We start from the raw sequence: 23,557 nt of genomic DNA on the forward strand, positions 1-23,557 counted from the left end.
TCAGTATCCGATCGTGAGAAGGAGGCCGCGCTGCGGCTCGATGGTTATGGCTTCGCCGGGCGCGTAGCTCGCGGCAGATTGGAAGCCGCGGATGGCCGGCGCCTTGGCTACGGCATCTTTGGCGGCCGCGTCGTCGTTGAAAATCAACGTCACATGCTCAGTTTCCCCGGCCCATGACGCCAGCGCCACAACCATTCCGCGCCCGGTCACCCACGTGGTGGCCAGCACCTCCGGGTGGCTGGTTCGCACGGGCCCGTGGGGATCCCAGAACCCGTGCATGCGCCCGTGCTCCAGCCCGGTTTCGGCCCAGAGCTCCCAGAGCGGGCGGTTGTCCACGGCGGGTGCCCTGCCTGTCATGCCGAACACCATTCCGCGCCATGGGTTGCCGCCGCCTTCCAGCATCTCGCCCATGAGGCCGAAGGGAATGCCGGATAGCTCTACCAGCCAATAATCGGGGCCGGTGGTGTGGTAATCGAAGTACTCCCCCAGCCAAAGCCTGTCCACATAAGGCAACTGCTCCATGTACAAATTGGCGGAGGACGCGTAACCGTCGTGGGCAGTGAACTGGTTTGCGGAGTGAAGGTCTATTTCCGGCCCCTCAACACCGCGGGCCAGGCATGCCCTCTCAAGGACCTTGCGGACCCGCAGCATGGCGTGGCGGTCGTACGCGATGTCGTCCAAGTAGATGCCGTCGACGCCGTCCTCGCCGTCGGCCAGTTCCTGGAGGCTCCGCACATAGAAGTTCTCCCAGCGCGATTCGCCCGTAGTCACCACGGCAATGTCATCCACGTTGGGTGCGAACCACGCCGAAACGTAGCCGTTCCCCGCATGTTCCTGCAGCCAGATGTGCCCCTTTCCGGGGCCATCGCTGAAGATCTCGTGGTCCAGCTGCAGCAACGGCAACAGCTCCGGGCTGTGGAACGTGAGTTCGCGGACCGTGTTGTACACCTTGGCCTTCAGGCCGTGCCGGTGGCACTCGGCCGCATACCTCCGCAGCGGGTCCTGGGTCAGCAGGGGATCATTGATGAACGGCGCCGGCGCCGTGGCGTGATGGATGTTGACCACCGTGGCGCCGGCGGCCTTGATGTCCGCTGGGTTGTCAGGAGCGTGGAAGTAGCGTTTTCCGAGGTGTTTGCCGGGTTCGATCGGCTTGAACGGTGTCAGCAGCAGGCGGAAATCGAAGTCCAGCGACTCGTTCGCCCTGAGGGTCCGGGGTCCGCTGAAGGCACGCAACGTCACTGTCTCCTCTTTGGTCCGCAACGTGACTCCCCCACGGACTGCGCTTTCGGCGCCGACCTGGTGGCGGTTGGCCCACGATCCCGGTTCCACCAACGGCTTCTCCCGGTAGAAGTTGGTGTTGAGCGGTCGTTCATAGCTGCCATCACAGAGGGCAAGCTGCATGCCGATATTCACACTCCCCAGCCACAGCGCGTCCTGGTTCTTCGCCGCCACCTCCCACGTCCAGTCCAGGGTCACCGGCCGGCGACCACCTGGAACGCCCAAACCCATGGCCAGCGGCACCGTAGCCTTCCGAAACTCAAGGTGCAGCCCGACGTCGTTCACGTCCAAAGTCCCCTGGGGCGCGAGGCAAAGCGAGTACGAAACTGCACCATCGGCGTCGAGAACGCCGTTCAGCTCCAGAGCCACCGCTGCGTTGCCGTCCTTGCGCCCAGTCCAGGTGCACCGCCACGAAATGCGCGCCGGGCCCTCCTTTGTGAAGACGAGCTCGCCGTGGGTCCAATCAATTCCCTCAACGTCCAGCCGCAGCGGAGCATCAAAAAGCTCGACGACGGGACCATCAGTTCCGGTCACGGCAGCAGTGAAGGTAGACGTCACCTGTGCCGGGAGACCTGACTCCGTCAGCCGCAGGGACCTGCCCAGAATCCCCAACGTCCTGCTCGATTCGTCCAAAATGATGGGCGTGAAAGGACTGACGAGCTCCGCGTCCTGGGCCACGTCTGAGTCCAACCACGCCAGGCGACGCAGAAAACGCGGATCACCGAAGCCGCCCGCGGCGACTGCCGGTTCCGTGTCCGTTTGGCCGACAACATCAAGCGTGACCGTGACGTCCCAGACCGCTTGGCCGGCTGCGGTGATCCTGGCCAACGCCTCCAGGGTGTTTCCGGCAGCGCTCGGAGGGACTGGCAGGATCACGTACAGCGCCTGCACCTGCCCCGCCGGTACCGTCAGGGTCCTCTGCCATGGCCTGCCGAGACGATCCACGCCGCTGGTGTTGATGCAGTGCCCGCCCGCCGGGGAGCTCACTTCCACAGCCACACCCTCCAGGTCTTTTTGGGCATACAGCCCCAGTTGGACCACGTAGTTCTCTCCGGCCTGCGCCGTACCGCGGAAGGTCCTCGCCGGTCCGTTGATCACCCAGTGCGCTGGCAGCTCCCTTTGCATCGAGAGGGGATTCAGGCGGTCCTCGGGAAACACCAGGTAGGCCTCGTCCGCGTATCTTCTGTGGAACTTCTCCAACTCGTCCGTGCGGGCAGTGAAGTTCATCGGCGCGAAGGAGTCGCGCTCACTTGCTGCCTCGTAACGGAGGACAGTCGCGCTGGATGGTTCAGCTTCCGGCAGCTCGCGCTTTCCGGGCACCCAGACTGAACGCCCGACGGCGGCCGCCCAGGCAGGTTCTGCGGCCGGACGATGTGGGAGGTACTGCGCCTGCGGATAGTGGACTTTGCCCAGCATGGCGTAGGGCAAGTAGTAGACGAAGTAGGTCCCGTTTCCGTCGATAGCCTCGAAAACGATGCTTCCGGTCTCCCGGGTGGCCTCTTCCACGATCACGTTCCGGACTCTTGTCCCGGTCTTTTCGGAGACGACCATGACCTCCACGGAGGCCGGGTCCTCCTGCCGCCGCCAAGGGATGACTACCCTGTACGCGGTTGCAGATCCAGTTGCGTTCCCGTCCTGCCACTCCGCTGCGTCAACTACTTCCGCTACTTCCACCACGAAACGGTGGTTTCCGTAGAGCAGTTTGTCCCACGTCCCGATGCCACATTCCACCTCCGGGTGGCCGTTCGGTGGGGTGCTCTTGCGACTCGTTGTTGGAGGGGAAATGACGGCCGATGAAACCGGCGAGGGCAGCGGCATCGCTGAGACTCCTGAAGGTAGCTTCCGGGGCTTTTCACCGAGTTGGTGAATCCTTACATCATCCCGGCGTTCCGCGGAATCGTAAAGGGTCATTGCGATGCGTACTCACTGGCATTTCTGCCCAAATGGGACTGGACAGATTCAATGACGCGGGCCCCTGCCCAACGAGACTGAACTCCCTATGGCCCCGCCCCCTATTCGGCGGCGACGGGCTGCTTACATTGAAGCGGCGAGGTTCAGCGCGTTGACTTTCGCCTTGGCTGCCCGGACTACCAGGCGATCGGTGATGGTGTAAGCAGTGGGATCGCTGCCGTCCTGGGCGCCAAGGGAAATCGCTCCATGGCCAAGGGTGGAGACGGTCTTCTTCGCGGACAGGTGAACAGCGGACAGCCCCGCTGCGTGCATCGCCGGGATGTCCTCCAAGGACAGACCTCCGCCGGCCATGATTTCCACGACGCCACCGGCCTGCTCCACCATTCGGGTCAGGGTTGGCAAGCCTGCCCCGGCGGTAGCTTCGTGCCCCGAAGTCAGGACCCGGGTGAAGCCCAATTCCATGAGCTGCTCAAGGGCGGCCAAAGGGTCGCTGGATTGATCGATGGCCCGGTGGAATGTCAGCTGCGCTTCAGGATTGGCATCCCTGGCTGAGCCCACCAGACGCTGTACTGCCTGCACATCCAGTTCTCCCGACGGAGTGAGCGCCCCAACCACCACCCCGTGGGCACCCTGGGCCAGCAGGTGGCGGATTTCGTGGACCATCGTGTCAATGTCCGACGCCGAGTACCGGAAATCACCGGGCCTGGAGCGAATCAGCGGATGAATTTCCAGGCGGCCATCAACGTGCTCCACGCTTGCTTCCATGAGTCCTTGGCTTGGCGTGATGCCACCAAGTTCAAGACTGCTGCACAGCTCAATGCGGTGGGCTCCTTCGGCGGCGGCCGTACCTGCACCCGCCGCGCTCACCACGGCAATTTCAAGTTTCATGCTGAAACTCTACGGGCCTCGGAGGTCAAGCCTGGTACTTCTCCAACTTTTCCTTTTGCTCCGGAGTGAGCCTCAGGACCCGCCCGGTGGCTTCGGCGACGAAAGCCAAATGAGTAGTGGCTTTGACGCAGTCTTCCCGTGTTACAGGGTCCTTGATCACGTAGTGGAGATCGAAGCTTGCACCCTTGATGGCACCCACCCAAATCTCCACGACAGCCGGGATGTTGCGGTAGTCAAGCGTCCGGACGTAGCGGACCTTGTGCTCCACCACGAGGGTCATGGTCCCCTCCGCGACATCGTTGAAGAGCGCGGCAGGAGGTTCCACTCCGGGAAGGCCCGCACCGCGAGGCGGCCCGAAGGCAGCGATACGGGCTTCCTCCAGCATGCGTACAATCTGGACGTTGTTAATGTGTCCGTAGGCGTCCATGTCACCCCAGCGCATGGGCACCAGGACCTCCATGCGCCGGGGTGCCATGGACTCCTTCAGTGCCTCAGCGCTCAGCTGTGCACCGCCGTCGAGTCGTCCACTGCGGCCTCTTCCTCACCCGCGAACTGGGACATGTACAAGCGGTAGTACGCGCCCTGCTGAGCGAGCAGCTGGGTGTGGTTACCCTGCTCCACGATCTTGCCGTTCTCCATCACCAGGATGGTGTCCGCGTCCCGGATAGTGGAGAGGCGGTGGGCGATCACGAAGCTCGTCCGGTCAGTGCGGAGGGCAGCCATGGCTTTCTGCAACAGCAGTTCAGTTCGCGTGTCCACAGAGCTCGTGGCCTCATCCAGGATCAGCAACGAAGGGTCGGAGACGAAGGCACGGGCGATGGTGATGAGCTGCTTTTCACCGGCGCTGACGTTGTTGCCTTCTTCGTCGATGATGGTCTGGTAACCGTCCGGAAGGGCACGCACAAAGCGGTCCACGTAGGTGGCCTTGGCTGCCTGCATGATCTGCTCTTCGGTGGCATCCAGGTTGCCGTACTTGATGTTGTCGTAGATGGTCCCGCCAAAGAGCCAGGCATCCTGCAACACCATGCCCACCTTGGACCGCAGCTCTGCGCGGCTGAGGTCCTTGATGTCCACGCCGTCCAAGGTGATCCGGCCGGCATTGAGCTCGTAGAACCGCATGACGAGGTTCACCAAGGTGGTTTTGCCGGCACCGGTGGGGCCGACAATCGCGACGGTGTGACCAGGTTCTGCAGCGAAGGACAGGTCTTCGATGAGCGGCTTGTCCTCCACGTAGCTGAACGAGACATGCTCAAACTCAACATGGCCGTCGGTCTTGGAGGGCAGGTGGCGCGTGCCGGTCTCTTCAACCTCTTCGTCGGCATCCAGGAACTCGAAGACGCGCTCAGCGGAGGCGACGCCGGACTGCAGCATGTTGGCCATTCCCGCAATCTGGCCCAGCGGCTGGGTGAATTCGCGCGAGTACTGGATGAAGGCCGTGGCGTCGCCGAGGCTCATGGAGCCCGAGGCAACGCGGAGGCCACCCACCACGGCAATGCCGACGTAGGAAAGGTAGGACACGAAGTTCATGGCCGGGAAGATCACGCCGGACACGAACTGTGCACCGAAGGATGCCTTATAGAGTTCTTCGTTCTTCTCGTCGAAACGCTCCAGCATGTCGGCATCGCGGCCGAACACCTTCACGAGGTCGTGGCCGGAGAACGATTCCTCGATCTGGCCGTTGAGTGCGCCGGTGTTCTTCCACTGAGCGGCGAAAAGCTTCTGGCTGCGGGCACCAATGACGCCCGCAACGATGCCGGACAGCGGCAACGCAATCAAAGCAATGAGCGCCAACTCCCAGGACACGATGAACATCATCACCGTGATGCCCAGGACTGTGAGAACGGAGCTGACGAGTTGGGAGAACGCCTGCTGGAGACCCTGCTGGACGTTGTCGACGTCGTTGGTCACGCGGGACAGGATGTCGCCACGCTGGCGGGTGTCGAAGTAGTTCAGCGGGAGTCGGTTGAGCTTGGCCTGGACGTCGTTGCGGAGCTGCTTGATGACCCGCATGACAATCCTGTTGAGCAACCAACCCTGGGCCCACAGGAAGATGTTGGCCACAAAGTACATCAGGAGCACGATCGAAATCAGGAACGTCAGCTTGGGGAAGTCGATCCCGTTGGTGAGTTCCATCTTGGAAACCATGTCCGCGAAGTTGCCCTGGCCCTGCTGGCGCATGAGTTCAACGAACTGCTCCTGGGAGACCCCCTCCGGGATCTGCTTGCCCATGACGCCGCCGAAAATAACGTCCATGGCGCTGCCGAGGACCTTGGGAGCAATAACGTTGAGGACTACCGAGACAATGACGAGGCCGATCACGATGTACACGCCAACGCTCTCGGGCTTCAGCAGACCCATGAGTCGTTTGGCGGACGGCCAGAACTCCTTGGCCTTCTTGGCCGGGACGTCGCCGAACATGCCGCCGTCGGCTTCAGAGGGGACGTACTCCTCCTCAACGAAGTCGTCGTCATCAAGCGCCTCGGTTGCCACCTCAGCCTCGGCTGTTGCCTTGGCATCCTTGGCGGCCTCTGCCTTGGCAGCCCAGCCACGCTTCTTTTGCTGGTTCTGCTCGCTCATGCCACTTCCTCCACGCTCAGCTGGGATTCAACGATTTCCTGGTACGTGGGTGACGTCTCCAGGAGTTCGTCGTGCGTTCCGCGGTCAACGATCCGGCCGTTATCCAGCACAAGGATCTCGTCCGCGTCCGCGATGGTTGAGACGCGCTGGGCCACGATGATGACCGTGGCGTCCCGTGTTTTGGCCTTCAGGGCCTTGCGCAGCCTGGCGTCGGTTGCGACGTCCAAGGCGGAGAACGAATCGTCAAACAGGTACACGTTCGGCTTGGTGACCAACGCCCTGGCAATGGACAGCCTTTGGCGCTGACCACCGGAAACGTTGGTGCCACCCTGCGCGATCCGCCGGTTCAAGCCGGATGACTTTTCTTCGACGAAGCCCTTGGCCTGTGCTGTCTCCAATGCATCCCACAGTTCGTCGTCGGTGGCATCGGGCTTGCCGAAGCGCAGGTTGTGCTCGATGGTCCCGGAGAACAAATACGGCTTCTGCGGCACCGCGGAAACACGGCTGGTGATCTCGGATGCGTCCATCTTGGTGACAGGCACGCCGTCGAGCAATACGTCACCGGAGGCGACATCGTAAAGCCGCGGCAGCAGTGAAACCAGGGTGGTTTTTCCCGCGCCCGTGGAGCCGATGATGGCCAGGGTTTTTCCTGGTTCCGCGGTGAAAGAGATGTTGCTCAGCACCGGCGCCTCAGCGCCGGGGTACTTGAACGTGACGTCGCGGAACTCCACGCGCCCCTTTTTCTCAGCCGGTACCAGCGGTGAGGTGGGGTTGTGGATGGAGGGCTCGACGTCGAGCACCTCGCCGATGCGGTCCGCACAGACGGACGCGCGGGGAATCATCATGGCCATGAACGTTCCCATCATGACCGCCATCAGGATCTGCAACAGGTACTGGAGAAAGGCCGTGAGCGCACCCACCTGCATGTCGCCGGAGTCTACGCGCTGTCCGCCGAACCACAGCACGGCAGCCGTAGACAGGTGCAGGATCATGCCGATGGCCGGGAACATCAGGACGAACAGGTTGCCGATCTTCACGGACACTGCGGTGAGGTCCTCGTTGGCGTCACCGAATCGCTTTGCCTCGTGGGGCTCACGCACAAAGGCACGAACCACGCGGATACCGATGATCTGCTCGCGGAGCACGCCATTGATGGCGTCAATCTTGGTCTGCATGGAACGGAACAGCGGCATCAGGCGGACGACGAGGTAGCCCACAACGGCCACCAGGACCGGAACGGAAACCCATACGAGCCAAGAGAGGTTGAGGTCCTCACGGAGGGCCATGATGATGCCGCCAACGCACATGATGGGCGTGGAAACCATAAAGTTCAGGCCCATGAGCACCAGCATCTGTACCTGCTGGACGTCATTGGTGCCGCGGGTGATCAGCGTGGGCGCACCAAAACGGTTGACGTCCTGGGCGGAGAAGCTGCTGACCTGCCGGAAGACGCTCCGGCGCAGGTCCCTGCCGATGGCCATGGCAACACGGGCGCCGAAGTACACGGCAATGATCGCGGTCAGCACCTGTCCAAGGGCGACACCGAGCATGAGCGCCCCGGTCTGCCAGATGAAGTCGGTGTCTCCGCGGGAAACTCCCTCATCAATGATTTTGGCGTTGAGGCTGGGGAGGTAGAGCGTGGCGATGGTGGACGCCAACTGAAAAATCAGCACAGCCACAATCTGCGGCAAATACGGCTTGGAGTAGCGCCGTATAAGGGTGACAAGCATGCCCACGGGTCCTTAGAAAAAGTGCGTGAATGAGTTAAGAGAAGTTTGGCAGCAGGGGCTGACAGTATTAGCCTCCCCACTCTACGAAATCCGTTGCCCGGGCGAAACAACTTACGGAAAAGATCATCCCAGCGGAGTATTTCCCGTGTCGCGGGTGCTCCCGCTGCCGCAGGCACCAGGGCCGCTGCAGGCAACAAAAACGCCGGCTGGTCACCCAGCCGGCGCTTCCGGTCCCGCCCTTGTCCGCCACGCCCTGCGTAGTACGCCGGGCGTGACGAACAAGGGCAGGATCCGTAGTGGAGTTAGCCCGCGTGCTTGCCGTGATCCGAACGTGCTTCGACGCCTTGGAGGAGCAACAACGCCATGCGCTCCTGCTGCCGCCGTTCGCGCTTGAGTTCCTTGCGGATCGCGGCGAGCTCCTCCGCGGTATGGGCCTGCTGCTCCGCAATGGTTTGCTGCTCCCGCAAACGGGCCTGCAGCTCCACGTTGGCTCGGCTGAGCTGTAGCTGCTGTTCGGCCAGGACGTACTGCGTTCGGGACAACTGCTCCTGAACTTCTTTCACGTCGGCTACACCTTGGGGTCGTTCCTGCGTGAGGATCCGAGCAAACTCGAGGTCAAGATCGGTTCCGGACTCCGCACTCGGAACCTGGCTGCCACCCCCTGGAACGGCGGGGTGGGCACCCATGCGGCGCGCGCCGTCGTCGGACGCTTTCACTGCGTCCATGGCCGCCGTGTCCAGCGACATTCCGGCGTCTCCCGACGCTGTGGCAATGAGTTCCTTTTCCGGAGCGGCATCAACAGTGCGGCGCAACGGGCGCTCCTTGATGAACAGCACAGCCAGCAGGGCCACGACGCTGATGATCGCGGAGATCAGGAAGATCTGCGCGGTCGCGTCACCGTAGGCTGCCCGCATGATCTCGGCGATGGGGGCGGGCATGTCCGCCAGGTCCATGCTGGCTCCAGCGCCACCGCCCTGGGCAGGAATACCTGCGGCAGTCATTCCCTCAACGGCAAGGTCCTTGACGTGGTTGGACATGATGGCACCGAGGACGGATACGCCAATCGCGCCACCTACCGAGCGGAAGAACGCCACCGAAGCGCTGGCGGTTCCGATGTCCTTCGCCTGGACGGTGTTCTGAACAGCGAGCACCAGGTTCTGCATCAGCATGCCGAGTCCAAGGCCAAACACGCCGGTGTAGATCGCCACAATCCACAGTTCAGTGGTGTGGTCCATGGTTCCGGCGAACGCGAGGCCACCAATGAGGAGGACGGAGCCTGCGATCAGGAACCTCTTCCACTTACCGAAACGGCTGATCAGGATGCCGGACGCCACAGAACCGATGAGGTTTCCGGCGATCATGGGCAGCGTCAGCAGGCCGGCCTCGGTGGGCGTGGCGCCGCGGGCAACCTGGAAGTACTGGCCCAGGAAGGTGGACGAACCGAACATGGCGATACCAACGGCAACGGAGGCAACAATGGCCAAGGCCGTGGTGCGCTCGGAGATGATCTTAAGCGGGATGATCGGCTGCGCAACCTTGGTTTCCACGTACACCAGGACCGACAGCAGGGCCACGCCGCCGCCCACCATGAGGGCGGACTGCCAAGAGAACCAGTCGTAGTAGTCCGGGTTGCCGGCGAAGGAAACCCAGATGAGGAGCAGGCTCACACCGGACGTCAGCAGGATGGAGCCGAGCCAGTCGATCTTGGCGGGCCGCTTGATGTGCTGGATCTTCAACGTCACCTGGAGCAGGATGAGCGCGACGACGGCGAGCGGCACGCAGACGAAGAACGTCCAGCGCCAGCCGAGCGGGCTGTCAACGATGAAACCGCCCAACAGTGGGCCACCGGCCGTGCCGACGGCCATGACGGCACCCATGTAACCGGAGTACTTGCCGCGGTCACGCGGGGGAATCATGGAGCCGATGATCGCCTGCGCCAAGGCGGTGAGGCCACCCATCGCCACGCCTTGGATCACGCGGGCGGTCAGCAGCAGGGGAATGGTTTCGGACAGGCCGGCCATCACTGAGCCGGCCACAAAGATGATGATGCTCAGCTGGACCAGGAGCTTCTTGTCGAAGAGGTCCGCGAGCTTGCCCCAGATGGGCGTCGTGGCAGCGTTGGCCAACAACGCGGCCGTGATGACCCAGGCGAAGTCGGTTTGGGTGCCCTTGAGCTCGGACATGATGGTGGGCAGCGCATTAGCGACGATCGTGCTGCTGAGGATTGCCGTGAAGAAGGCTGCGAGGAGGCCAGTCAGTGCCTCCATGATCTGCCGGTGGGTCATGGGCGCGGCGGCCTTGTTAACTGAGGCGTCCACCGCCTTCGGGTGTTGTACTGCTGGTGTAGCCATGCGTGGGCTCCTAAGCTGTCTGGTTTGTTGTGATGGAGCCGGCCGCCGTTGCCCGGATTGAGTCCTTGAGGGACACAGTGAGTTTGTTGATCACCTGGGAGGCCTCAAGGGCGTCAGCCTCGCTCCAATCCGCCAGGTAATCCCGCAGTCTCACGCTGCGTTGTTCTTCGAATTCGCGTAGTTTCGCCGCGCCTTCCTCCGTGAGGGCAAGAAGTTGGGCCCGTCCGTCCGCAGGGTCAGGACGCCTGACCACAAAACCAAGCTCCTCGAGTTCAGTGATGTGCCGGCTCAGGACCGGGGCGCTGACACCGAGTCGGGTGGCGAGCTGCGTAGCGCGGGTCTCCCCCTCGCCGACGAACCGCATCACTCCCTGCAACGCCATGCCGACGTCGGGAACGCGGGCCATGTGGGCGGTGACCACGCAGCGCAGCGTGCGCTGGAGGTCGAAGATTTGATGCACAAGATCGGTTGCTGTGGCAGAACCGACGGACATGCGAAACACCCCTCTTTTTATTTGCCTAAAGCAACTATAACGCAGAATGATTGCTTTGGGAAACTAAAGATAAGATTCGGGCATCAGGCGCTGAGAACGCGGGAAGAGTGCCAACACGCCGCAAAGCTCCGGGCGAATTCAACGGCTTCCCGCGAACTCGGCCCCGCGGTTAAACGCGAACAGCCCCCGCACGGATTACCGTACGGGGGCTGGCTGCGTCTACTTAGTCGTCCAAGTGGGTGGGGCCGAACATCTTTAGGAGCGTTTCAACCACGACGACGTTGGGTCCGTCCGCTTCGAAGGACGCCTTGAGCGCGTCCCCCACTTCCTCCGGGGCAACCCGGCGTGCCGGGACACCGAAGGACTCTGCAAGCTTCACGAAGTCCGGGCGGGCGAGCTCGGTGGCAGTGGCTTGGCCGAAGGCGCCCACCATATATTCGCGAAGGATGCCGTAGCCGCCGTCGTCCACGATCAGCCAAGTGACCGGGACGTTGTGCTGCTTGGCGGTAGCGAGTTCGGAGATGGAGTACATGGAGGAGCCGTCACCGGACACAGCAAGCACACGACTTGGCTTACCTGTGGTCTCCAGCCCCACGGCACCACCAATTGCTGCCGGGAAACCATAGCCGAGGCCACCGGCGCCCTGGGCGGAGTGGAACTGGCCCTCGCGGGCGTCCCAGCAGCTCCAGCCCCAGTACGCGGAGATGGTCATGTCCCAGAACGTCTGCATGTCAGCAGGAACTGCCTCACGGATGTCGGCCATGAACTTCAGTTCCTTGGCCAGGTCCTGTGATTCCAGGCGTGCCTTGACCTTGGCCAGGGAGTCCTTGACCACGTCTTCCGGACTGGTTCCGTGCCAGGAGCGCGTGGCCGTGGCCGCGGCCCCTGCTGCTGCGAGGGCTTCGTCCAAGGCTGCGAGGGCTTGGCCGGCGTCGGCACGGATGCCCAATCCCGGCCGGTTGGATTCGAGGACGCGGGGTTCGGCGTCAATCTGGATGATCCGTCCGCGGGGTTCGAAGGTGAAGTAGTTCGAGGTCACCTCACCCAGGGACGAGCCAATGACGATCAGGACGTCGGCGTCTTCCAGGACATCGGTCATGTACCGGTCCTCGATCCACGACTGCAGGGAAAGCTCGTGGGTCCAGGGGAAGGCACCGTTGCCGCCGGGGGTGCAGATGACCGGAGCGCGCAGCTGCTCGGCGATCGAGAGCAGCGACTTCTCAGCCCGGCCACGACGGGTACCGCCGCCTGCGATGATCGCCGGGCGTTCCGCGGTCGAAAGCCATTTCACGGCCTCGCGAATCAGCTCGACGCGCGGCGGGTTGTCGAATGCCTCGGCGAGCGCGTCTTCAACCGGCGGGACCATGATGGGGTCCAGCAGGACGTTCTGCGGGATTTCGATCCACACCGGGCCCTGAGGCGAGGAAATCGCTTCGGTCCAGGCGTCCTGGATGGCCGACGGGATGCCCGAGGCGTGCTGGATCAGTCGCTGGCTCTTGGTGACGTTCGCGGCCGAGGCCTTCTGGTCATCGAGCTGGTGCAGCATGCCCTTACGGCGTGCGCCCAGACCGTCGAGCGGGATCTGACTGGCCACCACCACCATCGGAACCCCCGTGGCGTAAGCTTCCTGCAAGCCTGCCAGGGACGTCAGCGCGCCGGGTCCGGTGGACAGGAACAGCACACCAACTTCGCCGGTGGCACGGGAGTAGCCGTCCGCTGCGAACGCCGAGTTGTTCTCCACACGGGAGGAAACGAAGTGCAGGTTGCCGCGGCCCATGGCGTCAAAGAGACCCAACGCGTGCTGGCCCGGGATACCGAAGACAGTCTTCGCGCCAAGCGCTTCAAGGGTCTCGACGACGAGGTCCCCGCCGTTGCGCTGGTTGGTCCCCTTGGTGGGGGCTGCTGTGCCGGGATCGAAATCGATCATCGCTGGTCTCCGGCTGCTCCGGTTGCCTGAGCGAGCTCCGCGATGCGGGCACCGAGTGCCTGCTGCGCGTAACCGTTGGGGGCGCCGAGCCGGTCGCCTTCCACGGCGTTATCCGCCATGAGGGTCACGAGCTCGTAGGCCACGTGGCTGCCTGCAACACCGGTGATCTCTGCGTGGTCGTAGGCCGGGGCAACTTCCACGATGTCCGCGCCCACGAGGTTCATGCCGCGGAAGCCACGGATGATTTCGAGGAGTTCGCGGCTGGTGATGCCGCCGGCTTCGGGGGTGCCGGTGCCGGGTGCGTGGGCCGGGTCCAGGACGTCGATGTCCACTGAGATATACAGCGGGCGGTTGCCGATGCGGTCCCGGATCTTCGCGACCGTTTCCAGGACGCCCTGGTAGTAGACGTCGGCGGAAGTGACGATTCCAAAGCCGAAGCGGTGGTCGTCATCGAGGTCCTTCTTGCCGTAGAGGGGTCCGCGGGTACCGACGTGGCTGATGGCCTCGGTGTCCAGGATGCCCTCTTCCACCGCACGGCGGAACGGGGTGCCGTGGGTGTACTCGGCGCCGAAGTACGTGTCCCAGGTGTCCAGGTGGGCGTCAAAGTGGAGCATGGCGATGGGCTCGCCGGCTCGTTCCGCTGCTGCCCTCAAGAGCGGGAGGGCGATAGTGTGGTCGCCACCAAGGGTGACCAGCTTGCTGCCGTTAGCTGTGAGGTCCAGCGCGTTCTGCTGGACGGTCTCAATAGCCTCGTTGATATTGAAGGGGTTCACGGCCATGTCGCCGGCGTCGGCAACCTGGATGTTTTCGAACGGGCTCACGTCCCACGCCGGGTTGTAAGGACGCAGCAGGCGGCTGGCCTCACGTACGTGGTTGGCACCGAAACGTGCGCCGGGGCGGTAGGAAACGCCGGAGTCGAAGGGGACGCCAACAACGGTGACGTCGGCCTTCGAGACTTGGTCCAGGCGGGGCAGGCGGGCATAGGTGGCGGCACCGGCGTAGCGCGGGATGCGGGATGAATCGATGGGGCCGAGGTTCCCGTTGGCCTCAATACGGAGCTCTTCCAAAATATGCCACTCCTTGAGTAGATGGATCACTGGTTGTGACTCCCATCATACACTAAAAGTTGCCTAATAAGCATCACTTGTTTACAAGTCAGATTTGAGTGCGTGCGTCATGAGATGCCGGTCACAGCGGGCGTAAAGATTCCATAAAAACCGGGGTCCCGACGTCGAACGCGCCCATACGCTCCTAGCGGAAGCAGCATCCTGCTGCACGAAAGGACACCGTGACCACCCTGACGAGGCCTCCGGCCGACCCAGCCGATAAGCCCAAACATTCCTTCAAGCTCAAACCATGGCTGCTGGAAGGAATGCCGGACACATCAGGGAAGCGGCAGGGACCCCACGGCCGCCCATCGGACTCACATAAACCCCAATCCTGGTGGAAGGTCATGTGCCTCACCGGCCTGGACTACTTCTCCACCCTCGGCTACCAGCCGGCCATCGCCGCCCTCGCCGCTGGACTGCTGTCCCCGCTGGCCACCCTGCTCCTGGTGTTCGCAACCCTGGCCGGCGCCCTCCCCGTGTACCGTCGCGTAGCCAAGGAAAGCCCCCGCGGCGAAGGCTCCATCGCCATGCTTGAACGCCTGCTTCCCCGCTGGGGAGGCAAGCTCTTCGTCCTCGCTCTTCTTGGTTTCGCCGCCACGGACTTCATGATCACCATTACGCTCTCCGCCGCCGACGCCACGGCCCACCTCATCGAGAACCCCTTCGCCCCGCACTTCCTGGAAGGCCAGCAGGTGGTCATCACGATCGCGCTGATCGCAGGCCTCGGCATCGTCTTCCTGCGCGGGTTCAAGGAAGCCATCAACGTGGCTGTGGTGCTGGTGGGCGCATTCCTTGCCCTGAACCTCGTGGTGATCGCCGTGTCCATGACCCACCTCATCACCGAATCCCGCGTCATTACCGACTGGTGGAGCGCGCTCACCACCTCCCACGGAGATCCGATCATGATGATCGCTTTGGCACTCCTGGTCTTCCCACGCCTGGCACTGGGACTCTCCGGATTCGAAACCGGCGTCGCCGTCATGCCCCAGATCAAGGGCCACGCTTCAGATACCGAAGCCAACCCTGCCGGCCGCATCAAAGGTGCCCATAAGCTCCTGACCACCGCAGCCATCATCATGAGCTCCTTCCTCATCACCTCCAGCTTCACCACCGTCATGCTGATCCCCGCCGCCGAATTCCAGGACGGCGGCAAGGCCGAAGGCCGCGCGCTCGCCTACCTTGCGCACAAGTTCCTCGGCGACGGCTTCGGAACTGTCTACGACATCAGCACCATCGCCATCCTCTGGTTCGCCGGAGCGTCAGCCATGGCCGGACTCTTGAACCTCGTCCCCCGCTACCTGCCCCGCTACGGCATGGCGCCGGCATGGGCCCGGGCTCTCCGCCCGCTTGTCCTGGTGTTCACAGCCATAGCTTTCATCGTCACCATCATTTTCCAGGCGGATGTCAACGCTCAGGGTGGCGCCTATGCCACCGGCGTGCTGGTCCTGATTACTTCAGCTTCCATAGCAGTAACCCTGTCCGCCCGGCGAAAGAAGCAGCGGGCTCAAGTCATAGGCTTCGGACTGATCTCCCTCGTGTTCATCTACACCACCGTGGTCAACTCGATCGAGCGCCCCGACGGCCTGAAGATTGCGGCCCTCTTCATCCTGGGCATCTTGGTTGTCAGTTTCACGTCCCGGATGCGCCGCGCCTTCGAACTCAGGGCTACCCATATCAAGATGGACGAGAAAGCCCTTGAATTCACGGCGAACGCCGGCGACGGCCCCGTGCGCATCATCGCCCACGAGCCCAAGCACCTCAGCGCCAGCCGATACAGGGAGAAGCTTCAGCACGCCCAGCAGGCCAGCCACCTGCCCGTTGACTGCGACGCCGTTTTCATCGAGGTCATTGTGGACGACAGCTCGGACTTCGAACAGGAGCTCCAGGTTGTGGGAAAGCTGAGGCACGGGTTCAAAATCCTGGAAGTGCACAGCAACAACGTGCCGAACACCGTGGCCGCAGTACTCCTCCACATCCGCGACGTCACAGGATTCATGCCGCACATCTACTTCCGCTGGACCGAGGGAAACCCGATCTCCAACCTGAGCAAGTTCCTCTTCTTCGGCGAGGGAGAGATCGCACCGGTGACCCGTGAAGTGCTCAGGGAGGCCGAGCCTGACATCACCCGACGGCCGTGGGTGCACGTGGGCTAGCCGCCCGATCCGCGCGCTCCTTCCCGGTTCGTCCCTTCGCAGGCTGCGCCCCTCCCCGGTTCGTCCCCTCGCAGGCTGCGCCCCTCCCCGGATTTCGCGCGTTCCGCTTGGCTTGTGGAACGAAGGGCTCCGGCAACCGGGGAGGAGCGCTGCCACCAGCGGCTCAAACCGGGATGGAGCGTCGGCAGGAGTTGCCCACATACGGCAAGTGCGTCATTTCGTGGGACCTTGGAAGCCTGTGGACTGGTCCGATGGACGCCCTCCAGTACCTCAAAAAAGTAGGCGGCGTGGCTCGGACCGGACAACTCCTGGCCGCAGGCTATTCCCGCAGGGACCTCGCCCGCCTTCCAAGCCAGGGGGCGAAACAACCACGGCGGGGAATCTTCATCCTTGCTGAGCACAGACCCGAGTTGGCAACTGCCCTCCGCTACAACTCCTATGTCTCCTGCGCCAGCGCTGCCCAACACTACGGATTGTGGATACGCAAAGCACCTGATCTCCACCATCTGGCATGCAATCACGGTCACGGCACCGGCTTCGTCAGGCACAGAACCATCAGATTCGATCCCCATCCCAGCCTCCCAATCGCCGCGGTGGAGGATGTGGTCCTTCACGCCATGGCTTGCCTGGAGCCGCCCGCTTCAACGGCAATGGCCGTCTCGGCGATTCGACTGCACGGAGTGCCGCTGGACCTGCTGAAGGAACAGCTGCGTGGAGACAGGTCGCGTCCCGTCCTCAACGCGCTCAAGGATCTCGACCTGCGTGCAGAGTCCATTGTGGAGGTCGATGCACAGCACCTGCTCCGCACACACGGAATTGCCTTCGACGCCCAGGTGGCAATACCTGGCATCGGGCGCGTCGACCTCCTGCTCGAAGAATTCCTCATCGTCGAAGTGGACGGCTTCGCGTTTCACTCCGACAGAAAGTCCCTCCGCAACGACTTGGCACGAAACAACGCCTCCACCATCAACGGGTATTTGGTCCTGAGGTACCCACCCGAAGTCATCTGGTTCGAACCGGAGCGCGTGATCGCGGAGATCCAGGCGGTTCTCAAGCTGCGTCGTGACGATCCTGCCCGGTTGGTGGGCAACCTAGCACCAGTGAGCCCCGGGTTTCCAGGGTTCAGCCCACTCCCCCGGCTCCAATACCGGAGCTAACCGGGAGGGAGCGCAGCGAAGGGTGGAACTAGCGGCTCGCCGCCGGCACCAAGACCCACAGCACCTCGACGGTCTCGTCCGTGGGGTTGACCCAGGTGTGGGGTTCACGGCCTGGGAAAGAGAGGGTGTCCCCTTCTTCGAGGTCGTACTCTTCATTGGTCAGGATGAGTTTGATCCGCCCCTTGACCACGTGCAGTACGTCTACGTCGCAGTCCACGGCGTAGAGCTCGTTTTCACCGCGACCACGCGGCTCAATGGTTGCCTGCAGGATCTGCAAGCGACGCTCGGAGCGGGCGGTCAATAAACGCTCCACGATGCCCTGGCCGCCCAAGGAAATGCGGGGACCGTCGTCGCGCTTGGTCAGGTGGGTCTCCGGAGCTGCGAACAAGTCGCCCACGGAGACGGAAAGCACTTGGCACAGAGTGACCAGCGAGGCAACCGACGGCGACGTCAGGTCCCGCTCCACACGGCTGAGGAAGCCCTTGGTCAATCCGGTAGCATCCGCCACTTGCTCGATGGTGAGGCGCTGCGCTTGCCGGGCTGCGCGGATTCTGGAACCGATGGCAACTGGGATATTGCTCGGTTCAACGGGTAGAGCCTTCATTCACGAACCTTTCAGGCCTGTCATGTGGCCCTGTCATTGGAGCAATAGTAGCCGGGAGACAGGCCAAGAACGCCAGAATACGCGGAAGCATGACCAAAGGATCTTGACTGTTACTCCCATCACAACATATCCTCATAGGCAACAAGTGTTGTCTGTGAGGCACACAACACATCCCCAATCTCCAATCGTCAGCACAGAGACTTCGACGCTTCGCAGGAGTATCGTCGAAAACCCCAACCTCCGTGCATCAGCTCCAAGGACCGTTCATGGAATCTTCGGCTATAAACATCGCAATCGTGGTGGTGTACCTGCTCGCCATGCTGGCATTCGGCTGGTGGGGCAAGTCCCGCACCAAGAACAACAGCGACTTCCTGGTGGCCGGCCGCCGCCTGGGACCCTTCCTTTACACCGGCACCATGGCCGCAGTGGTCCTCGGTGGCGCATCCACCGTGGGCGGCGTCGGCCTCGGTTACAAGTTCGGCATTTCCGGCATGTGGCTGGTGGTGGCCATCGGCTCAGGCGTGCTGTTGCTCAGCCTTCTGTTCGCCGGAACCATCCAGAAGCTCAAGATCTACACGGTCTCCCAGATGCTGACTCTCCGCTACGGCAGCACCGCAACCCAGACCTCGGGCATCGTCATGTTGGCCTACACACTGATGCTGTGTGCCACGTCCACCGGCGCCTACGCCACCATTTTCGTGGTCCTCTTCGGCTGGGAGCGTTGGCTCGCCATCGCCATCGGCGGCGCAATCGTCCTGGTCTACTCCACCATCGGCGGCATGTGGTCCATCACTTTGGCCGACCAGGTCCAGTTCGTCATCAAGACGGTGGGAATCTTCTTCCTCATGCTCCCCTTCGCACTGAACGCTGCTGGTGGCCTCGACGGCATCCGCGCCCGCGTCGATGAAAGCTTCTTCGACATCGGTGGCATCGGCCTTCAGACGATCATCACCTACTTCGTCGTTTACACACTCGGCCTCCTGATCGGCCAGGACATCTGGCAGCGCGTCTTCACCGCCAAGACCCCCACGGTTGCCCGTTGGGGCGGCGCTACCGCTGGCGTCTACTGCATCCTTTACGGCTTCGCCGGTGCCCTGATCGGCATGGCGGCCAGCGTGGCCCTCTCCGGTGTGGAGATCGCTGCCAAGGATGACGTCTATGCCGAAGTGGCTACCCGACTCCTGCCCATCGGCATCGGTGGCCTGGTACTCGCTGCAGCTGTCGCCGCCATGATGTCCACGGCTTCCGGCGCACTGATCGCTGCCGCCACCGTCGCCCGCGCCGACGTCATGCCCTTCGTTGCCAGCTGGTTCGGCAAGAAGGTGGACACGTCCGACTCCGACAACCCTGAGCACGACGTCAAGGCCAACCGCTACTGGGTCCTCGGACTGGGAATCGTGGCCATCATCATCGCCATCTCCACCAAGGACGTTGTGGCCGCTCTGACCATCGCCTACGACATCCTGGTGGGCGGCCTGCTGGTAGCCATCATCGGTGGCTTGGTGTGGAAGCGCGGAACGGGCATCGCGGCAGCATGGTCCATGGCGGCCGGTTCAGTGATAACCCTGGGCACCATGATCATCCTCGAGATCAACGCCGAAGTTCCTCTTGACGGCATCTACGCCAACGAGCCCATCTACTTCGGTTTGATCGCCTCGGCTGCGGTGTACGTAGTGGTCTCGCTGCTGAGCAAGCCCACCGATCCGGCCGTCATGAAGGCGTGGACGGACCGTGTGGCCGGCACCCGCGTGGCAGAGGAAGAGCTCACCACGCCGGCTTCCTAGGCAGGCACAAAGAAACAAACAAAGTTCGACGGCGGCGCCTCCCCTTTTCGGGGCGGCGCCGCCGTTGCGTTATGCCCCCACCCTTGGAAGGCCCGCTCTACACGCAAAGACCACCCCAAAGCGCGCAGAGTAGGCCCCACAACACACACCCACCCCTTGGAAGGCCCGCTCTACACGCAAAGACCACCCCAAAGCGCGCAAAGCAGGCCCCACAACGCACGCCCACCCCTTGGTAGGCCCGCTCTACACAACAAAACCACCCCAAAGCGCGCAAAGCAGGCCCCACAACAAAGCAGGCCCACCCCTTGGAAGGCCCGCTCTACACGCAAAGACCACCCCAGAGCGCGCAAAGCAGGCCCCACAACAAACCAGGCCCCGCAACGCACGCCCACCCCTTGGAAGGCCCGCTCTACACGCAAAGACCACCCCAAAGTGCGCAAAGCAGGCCGCAGAACGGGCCTCGCAACGGGTCGTCCGGGCAGCCATGGGATAGGGTGGTCCCAGCTTCAAGAGATGTGGTGCCAAGCTCCGACTGGCCACACACCAACCCCATGTTCACGGGTGGTTCGGATGAGGAAGCGGCCCGTCCCGGACCAGAGACAACCGAGCGGGCAAGAGCACTCTCCCAAGGAGCAGTCCCTTGCCGTACCAAGGCGATACCACCCCGGCAGCAAGCACCCCAAAAACACCCAGCATCCTGGAAGCACCAGGAACCCCGGCGAAAACGCCCACGGTCCCGGTGATTCCCGCCGTCGACCTCTTCCTTGGCACGGTGACCATCACGACAAAGGCCCGGACAGGGAAGTTCGCATATCCCGAGCCGCAGCTGATCGCGCAAGCATTGGCCAAAGCCATACTGCCGACGCGCTGGTGTGAGGCGTCAAGGACGCTGACGGTGACTGTTGCGGCCGTCGGGAAGCGGGCGGGCCTCCAACGTCACTTCACACTGAGCCGCGACCATCCATCCTAGATTTCCTCATCCTCGTCGCGGAATTCTTCGGTTTCGTCGAGGGGGACCACACGTTCGTCGTCCTCGGGGGCGTCCACTTCCTCAACCCAGGGCTCATCCACTTCCTGGTCTTCGGCGTAGTCGTAGGCCGGGTCGGACTCAATGGTTGTCCGCTCCGGGTAGTTGGCGTGTGATTCGGTGGTGTTCATGGTGCAACCTCCGTCTCGTGGGCCGGTTCTGCCGGGCCGGTTCGGCCCGTTGACCCGAATGCAGAATCCAGTGGCGGGAGGGCCCCGTCCCTGTCCTTCCATCTGAGCACCGGCACGGGCAAGGGTCAAGGAAATTACGGTGCACCGAACATTCCTGTTGAGGAATACCAGCCAAAAATCCGCGCGGATAAGCGGTAGTGTGGGGCGTGCAATGGGGCCGCAACTACCCCACCCAGCACAGGAGACAAAGTGCAGATGCACCAGGAATCCCACAGTTCGTCGAGCCCTGCTCCGGACCCCACCCCCGGCTCAGCAGCCCCCGAATCAGCAGCCGTGCCTCCCTCGCACGCGGACATCCGCCGGTGGCGCCAGTACCTGGCCGATGAGCGTGCCGAGGCCGCCGTCTACCGGGAGCTTGCCCAGCGGCGCGACGGCGAAGAACGCCAAATCCTGCTCGCTTTGGCCGAGGCCGAAGGCAGGCACGAGGCCCATTGGCTCAAGCTCCTTGGCGAGCACGCCGGAATGCCCAAGGCAGCGTCCAGCCGCAGCCGGTTCCTGGGCTTCCTGGCCCGTAACTTCGGCTCCGTGTTTGTGCTCGCCCTTGCGCAGCGCGCTGAAGGCCGCTCCCCGTACGGAACCGAACCTGCCGCGACGCCTGCCATGGTGGCAGATGAACAAATCCACGAAGAAGTAGTCCGGGGCCTTGCCACGCGTGGTCGCAACAGGCTCTCCGGAACCTTCCGCGCCGCCGTTTTTGGCGCCAACGACGGCCTGGTCAGCAACCTTTCCCTGGTCATGGGCATGGCCGCAACCGGAGTGCCCAGCCCCGTGGTGCTCATGAGTGGCGTGGCGGGTCTCCTGGCCGGTGCGCTGTCCATGGGTGCGGGCGAATACGTCTCAGTCCGCTCACAGCGGGAACTCCTTAATGCCACTTTGCCCACGCAGGCCACTCTGACCGCGGCGCCGTCGTTGGACATCGAGCACAACGAACTGGTCCTGGTGTACTTGGCCCGGGGCATGACGCGCGAAGCCGCGGAGCACCGCGCTGCCGAGCGCATGGGACTGTTCAGCTGCGACTGCGACCCAAGCCTCTCCTTGCAGCCGGAGAAGCCACCCATTGACGACCACGAGTCCGTGGGTTCGGCATGGGGCGCTGCGATGTCCAGCTTCTGCTTCTTCGCCTCGGGCGCCATCGTGCCCATCCTCCCGTTCATTTTCGGCATGACGGGCATCGCCGCCTTGCTGGTGGCCGGCGTTCTGGTGGGCATCGCGCTCCTGGCGACTGGCGCCGTCGTCGGGTTGTTGTCCGGAACCTCGCCGCTGAGCCGCGGGCTGCGGCAGCTTGCCATTGGCCTGGGAGCGGCGGCGGCCACGTACGGGCTGGGTCTGGCGTTCGGCGCGGCTATCGTCTAAGTTTGGACGGCTCGGTCCGGAGACCGTAATGTTGGTTCGTCCTCCGCGCTGCCCCGCGTGACCAGGGCATCAGGAATGGAGAACCGTGGACCCGGAGCGGGAAGCAGCGCGTGCGCCCAGGCACCGACGCACTGGAACAGCCGTGCGTATTCTCCGCGGCGTCCTCATGGCCGTCATTGCCGCCGTCGTCGCCGTGCTGGTGAGCGGATTCCTTCAGGGCGACCCTCGCATCACCGCACTGTTCCCGGGCGTCAGCGTTCCGGGTTCACCGCAGGACGGGCCGGGCGAAGCGGAACCGGCACGCGCCCCTGACGCACCGCCGCCCGGACGTGAGGAAGCGGACGCCCCGCTGGCCTCCCCTTCGGCGCCAGGAACCACTAACGATTCGTACAAGTTTTTGGCCACCAACGACGACGGCACTCCGGTGGGCTATTCGCCCTGCCGTCCGCTTCATTACGTCGTGAACAACGCGTCCGCACCTGCCGGCTCCGATGACCTGCTGGCCACCGCTTTGGCGAATATATCCGCTGCGTCCGGCATCCAGTTCGTCAACGATGGCACCACGGACGAGGTGCCGGTAGACCGGCGCGAGCCCTACCAGCCGTCCAAATACGGTGACCGGTGGGCTCCCTTGCTGATTTCGTGGACCACACCCGTGGAGGCACCGGCCCTGGCCGACAACGTCATCGGGACCGGAGGCAGCACCATGTACTCCCTCAACAAGGGCCCCAAAAGCTACATCACCGGGAGCTTGGAGCTGGACACTCCGCAGGTAACGGAACTGCTGGCCAGTCCCGGCGGGGCCGACTACGTCCTGGCAGTCATGCAACACGAGTTGGGCCATGTGATGGGCTTGGACCACGTGGATGATCCGATCCAACTCATGTACCCGGAGATCGGCGCACCCGACGGACTCGCGGCGGGCGACCTGAACGGCCTGTACCTTCTTGCCTCGGCGCCCTGCCGCAAGGACATCTAAGCGCCTTCGCACGCCAAGCACTCGCGGCATGGACTCCCGGCGGGG

Annotated in this window: 17 protein-coding genes and 1 riboswitch; of the genes, 6 read left to right on the top strand and 11 right to left on the bottom strand. The window is 63.2% G+C overall.

Annotated features, from left to right (window positions below):
• The 9 genes from AC1RJY_RS02100 to speB form a co-directional block, all read right to left on the bottom strand.
• Positions 1-3,096, bottom strand: coding sequence for a glycoside hydrolase domain-containing protein (locus AC1RJY_RS02100; protein ID WP_498601142.1), 3,096 nt, complete (start codon positions 3,094-3,096; stop codon positions 1-3).
• A gap of 216 nt (positions 3,097-3,312) precedes the next feature.
• Positions 3,313-4,077, bottom strand: a complete 765-nt coding sequence (locus AC1RJY_RS02105) for a copper homeostasis protein CutC (protein WP_498601143.1) — start codon at positions 4,075-4,077, stop codon at positions 3,313-3,315.
• A gap of 25 nt (positions 4,078-4,102) precedes the next feature.
• On the bottom strand, positions 4,103-4,519 hold the full coding sequence (locus tag AC1RJY_RS02110) for an acyl-CoA thioesterase (RefSeq protein WP_011773799.1): 417 nt from the start codon (positions 4,517-4,519) through the stop codon (positions 4,103-4,105).
• A gap of 56 nt (positions 4,520-4,575) precedes the next feature.
• Positions 4,576-6,654, bottom strand: coding sequence for an ABC transporter ATP-binding protein (locus AC1RJY_RS02115; RefSeq protein ID WP_014920953.1), 2,079 nt, complete (start codon positions 6,652-6,654; stop codon positions 4,576-4,578).
• A complete protein-coding gene (locus AC1RJY_RS02120) occupies positions 6,651-8,384 on the bottom strand; it encodes an ABC transporter ATP-binding protein (RefSeq protein WP_011773797.1) in 1,734 nt (577 codons plus the stop codon). The genes AC1RJY_RS02115 and AC1RJY_RS02120 overlap by 4 nt, the downstream gene beginning before the upstream one ends.
• A 302-nt stretch (positions 8,385-8,686) precedes the next feature.
• Positions 8,687-10,735: an MFS transporter gene (locus AC1RJY_RS02125; RefSeq protein WP_498601144.1), complete on the bottom strand. Its 2,049-nt coding sequence runs from the start codon at positions 10,733-10,735 to the stop codon at positions 8,687-8,689.
• 10 nt (positions 10,736-10,745) lie between these two features.
• Complete coding sequence (locus tag AC1RJY_RS02130) at positions 10,746-11,228, bottom strand: MarR family winged helix-turn-helix transcriptional regulator (RefSeq protein WP_210064476.1); 483 nt, start codon at positions 11,226-11,228, stop codon at positions 10,746-10,748.
• A gap of 223 nt (positions 11,229-11,451) precedes the next feature.
• Positions 11,452-13,155, bottom strand: coding sequence for a thiamine pyrophosphate-binding protein (locus AC1RJY_RS02135; RefSeq protein ID WP_011773794.1), 1,704 nt, complete (start codon positions 13,153-13,155; stop codon positions 11,452-11,454).
• Complete coding sequence (gene speB, locus AC1RJY_RS02140) at positions 13,152-14,222, bottom strand: agmatinase (RefSeq protein WP_011773793.1); 1,071 nt, start codon at positions 14,220-14,222, stop codon at positions 13,152-13,154. The genes AC1RJY_RS02135 and speB overlap by 4 nt, the downstream gene beginning before the upstream one ends.
• A gap of 221 nt (positions 14,223-14,443) precedes the next feature.
• Between speB and AC1RJY_RS02145 the strand changes: the two genes are divergently transcribed.
• Both AC1RJY_RS02145 and AC1RJY_RS02150 read left to right on the top strand, forming a co-directional pair.
• Positions 14,444-16,417 carry an APC family permease gene (locus tag AC1RJY_RS02145; protein ID WP_498601146.1) on the top strand — a complete coding sequence of 658 codons (1,974 nt, stop codon included), beginning with the start codon at positions 14,444-14,446 and terminating at the stop codon, positions 16,415-16,417.
• A 251-nt stretch (positions 16,418-16,668) separates the two neighbouring features.
• Complete coding sequence (locus AC1RJY_RS02150; protein ID WP_014920947.1) at positions 16,669-17,574, top strand: type IV toxin-antitoxin system AbiEi family antitoxin domain-containing protein; 906 nt, start codon at positions 16,669-16,671, stop codon at positions 17,572-17,574.
• Between the two features lie 28 nt (positions 17,575-17,602).
• On the opposite strand, the gene AC1RJY_RS02155 is transcribed toward AC1RJY_RS02150, so the two are convergent.
• Complete coding sequence (locus tag AC1RJY_RS02155; RefSeq protein WP_014920946.1) at positions 17,603-18,178, bottom strand: helix-turn-helix domain-containing protein; 576 nt, start codon at positions 18,176-18,178, stop codon at positions 17,603-17,605.
• A gap of 266 nt (positions 18,179-18,444) precedes the next feature.
• Here AC1RJY_RS02155 and AC1RJY_RS02160 point away from each other — a divergent pair, with 266 nt between their 5' ends.
• Together AC1RJY_RS02160 and AC1RJY_RS02165 are read left to right on the top strand one after the other, a co-directional pair.
• A complete protein-coding gene (locus AC1RJY_RS02160; protein WP_187329925.1) occupies positions 18,445-19,962 on the top strand; it encodes a sodium:solute symporter family protein in 1,518 nt (505 codons plus the stop codon).
• Positions 19,963-20,466: 504 nt separating this feature from the next.
• A riboswitch (SAM riboswitch) is annotated at positions 20,467-20,586 on the top strand.
• Between the two features lie 16 nt (positions 20,587-20,602).
• Positions 20,603-20,932, top strand: a complete 330-nt coding sequence (locus tag AC1RJY_RS02165) for a hypothetical protein (RefSeq protein ID WP_011773788.1) — start codon at positions 20,603-20,605, stop codon at positions 20,930-20,932.
• Here AC1RJY_RS02165 and AC1RJY_RS02170 read toward each other — a convergent pair.
• Positions 20,929-21,120 (bottom strand): hypothetical protein, encoded by a 192-nt coding sequence (locus tag AC1RJY_RS02170; protein ID WP_014920943.1) that lies wholly within the window; start codon positions 21,118-21,120, stop codon positions 20,929-20,931. The two genes, AC1RJY_RS02165 and AC1RJY_RS02170, sit on opposite strands and share 4 nt — an antisense overlap.
• A 255-nt stretch (positions 21,121-21,375) precedes the next feature.
• Between AC1RJY_RS02170 and AC1RJY_RS02175 the strand changes: the two genes are divergently transcribed.
• Positions 21,376-22,533 carry a VIT1/CCC1 transporter family protein gene (locus AC1RJY_RS02175; protein ID WP_498601254.1) on the top strand — a complete coding sequence of 386 codons (1,158 nt, stop codon included), beginning with the start codon at positions 21,376-21,378 and terminating at the stop codon, positions 22,531-22,533.
• A 142-nt stretch (positions 22,534-22,675) separates the two neighbouring features.
• On the top strand, positions 22,676-23,512 hold the full coding sequence (locus AC1RJY_RS02180) for a matrixin family metalloprotease (protein WP_014920940.1): 837 nt from the start codon (positions 22,676-22,678) through the stop codon (positions 23,510-23,512).
• The last annotated feature ends 45 nt before the right edge of the window (positions 23,513-23,557 follow it).

The organism is Arthrobacter sp. GW822-FHT05G07 (assembly GCF_058799755.1).

What these genes read in the sequence shown, in the direction of transcription:
- AC1RJY_RS02160 (WP_187329925.1), top strand. Translation starts at nt 18,445, where the DNA reads ATGGAATCTTCGGCTATAAACATCGCAATCGTGGTGGTGTACCTGCTC.
- AC1RJY_RS02170 (WP_014920943.1), bottom strand. Translation starts at nt 21,120, where the DNA reads ATGAACACCACCGAATCACACGCCAACTACCCGGAGCGGACAACCATT.
- AC1RJY_RS02115 (WP_014920953.1), bottom strand. Translation starts at nt 6,654, where the DNA reads ATGAGCGAGCAGAACCAGCAAAAGAAGCGTGGCTGGGCTGCCAAGGCA.
- AC1RJY_RS02105 (WP_498601143.1), bottom strand. Translation starts at nt 4,077, where the DNA reads ATGAAACTTGAAATTGCCGTGGTGAGCGCGGCGGGTGCAGGTACGGCC.
- AC1RJY_RS02110 (WP_011773799.1), bottom strand. Translation starts at nt 4,519, where the DNA reads ATGCGCTGGGGTGACATGGACGCCTACGGACACATTAACAACGTCCAG.
- AC1RJY_RS02100 (WP_498601142.1), bottom strand. Translation starts at nt 3,096, where the DNA reads ATGCCGCTGCCCTCGCCGGTTTCATCGGCCGTCATTTCCCCTCCAACA.
- AC1RJY_RS02125 (WP_498601144.1), bottom strand. Translation starts at nt 10,735, where the DNA reads ATGGCTACACCAGCAGTACAACACCCGAAGGCGGTGGACGCCTCAGTT.
- AC1RJY_RS02150 (WP_014920947.1), top strand. Translation starts at nt 16,669, where the DNA reads ATGGACGCCCTCCAGTACCTCAAAAAAGTAGGCGGCGTGGCTCGGACC.
- AC1RJY_RS02135 (WP_011773794.1), bottom strand. Translation starts at nt 13,155, where the DNA reads ATGATCGATTTCGATCCCGGCACAGCAGCCCCCACCAAGGGGACCAAC.
- AC1RJY_RS02155 (WP_014920946.1), bottom strand. Translation starts at nt 18,178, where the DNA reads ATGAAGGCTCTACCCGTTGAACCGAGCAATATCCCAGTTGCCATCGGT.
- AC1RJY_RS02130 (WP_210064476.1), bottom strand. Translation starts at nt 11,228, where the DNA reads ATGTCCGTCGGTTCTGCCACAGCAACCGATCTTGTGCATCAAATCTTC.
- AC1RJY_RS02120 (WP_011773797.1), bottom strand. Translation starts at nt 8,384, where the DNA reads ATGCTTGTCACCCTTATACGGCGCTACTCCAAGCCGTATTTGCCGCAG.
- AC1RJY_RS02175 (WP_498601254.1), top strand. Translation starts at nt 21,376, where the DNA reads ATGCACCAGGAATCCCACAGTTCGTCGAGCCCTGCTCCGGACCCCACC.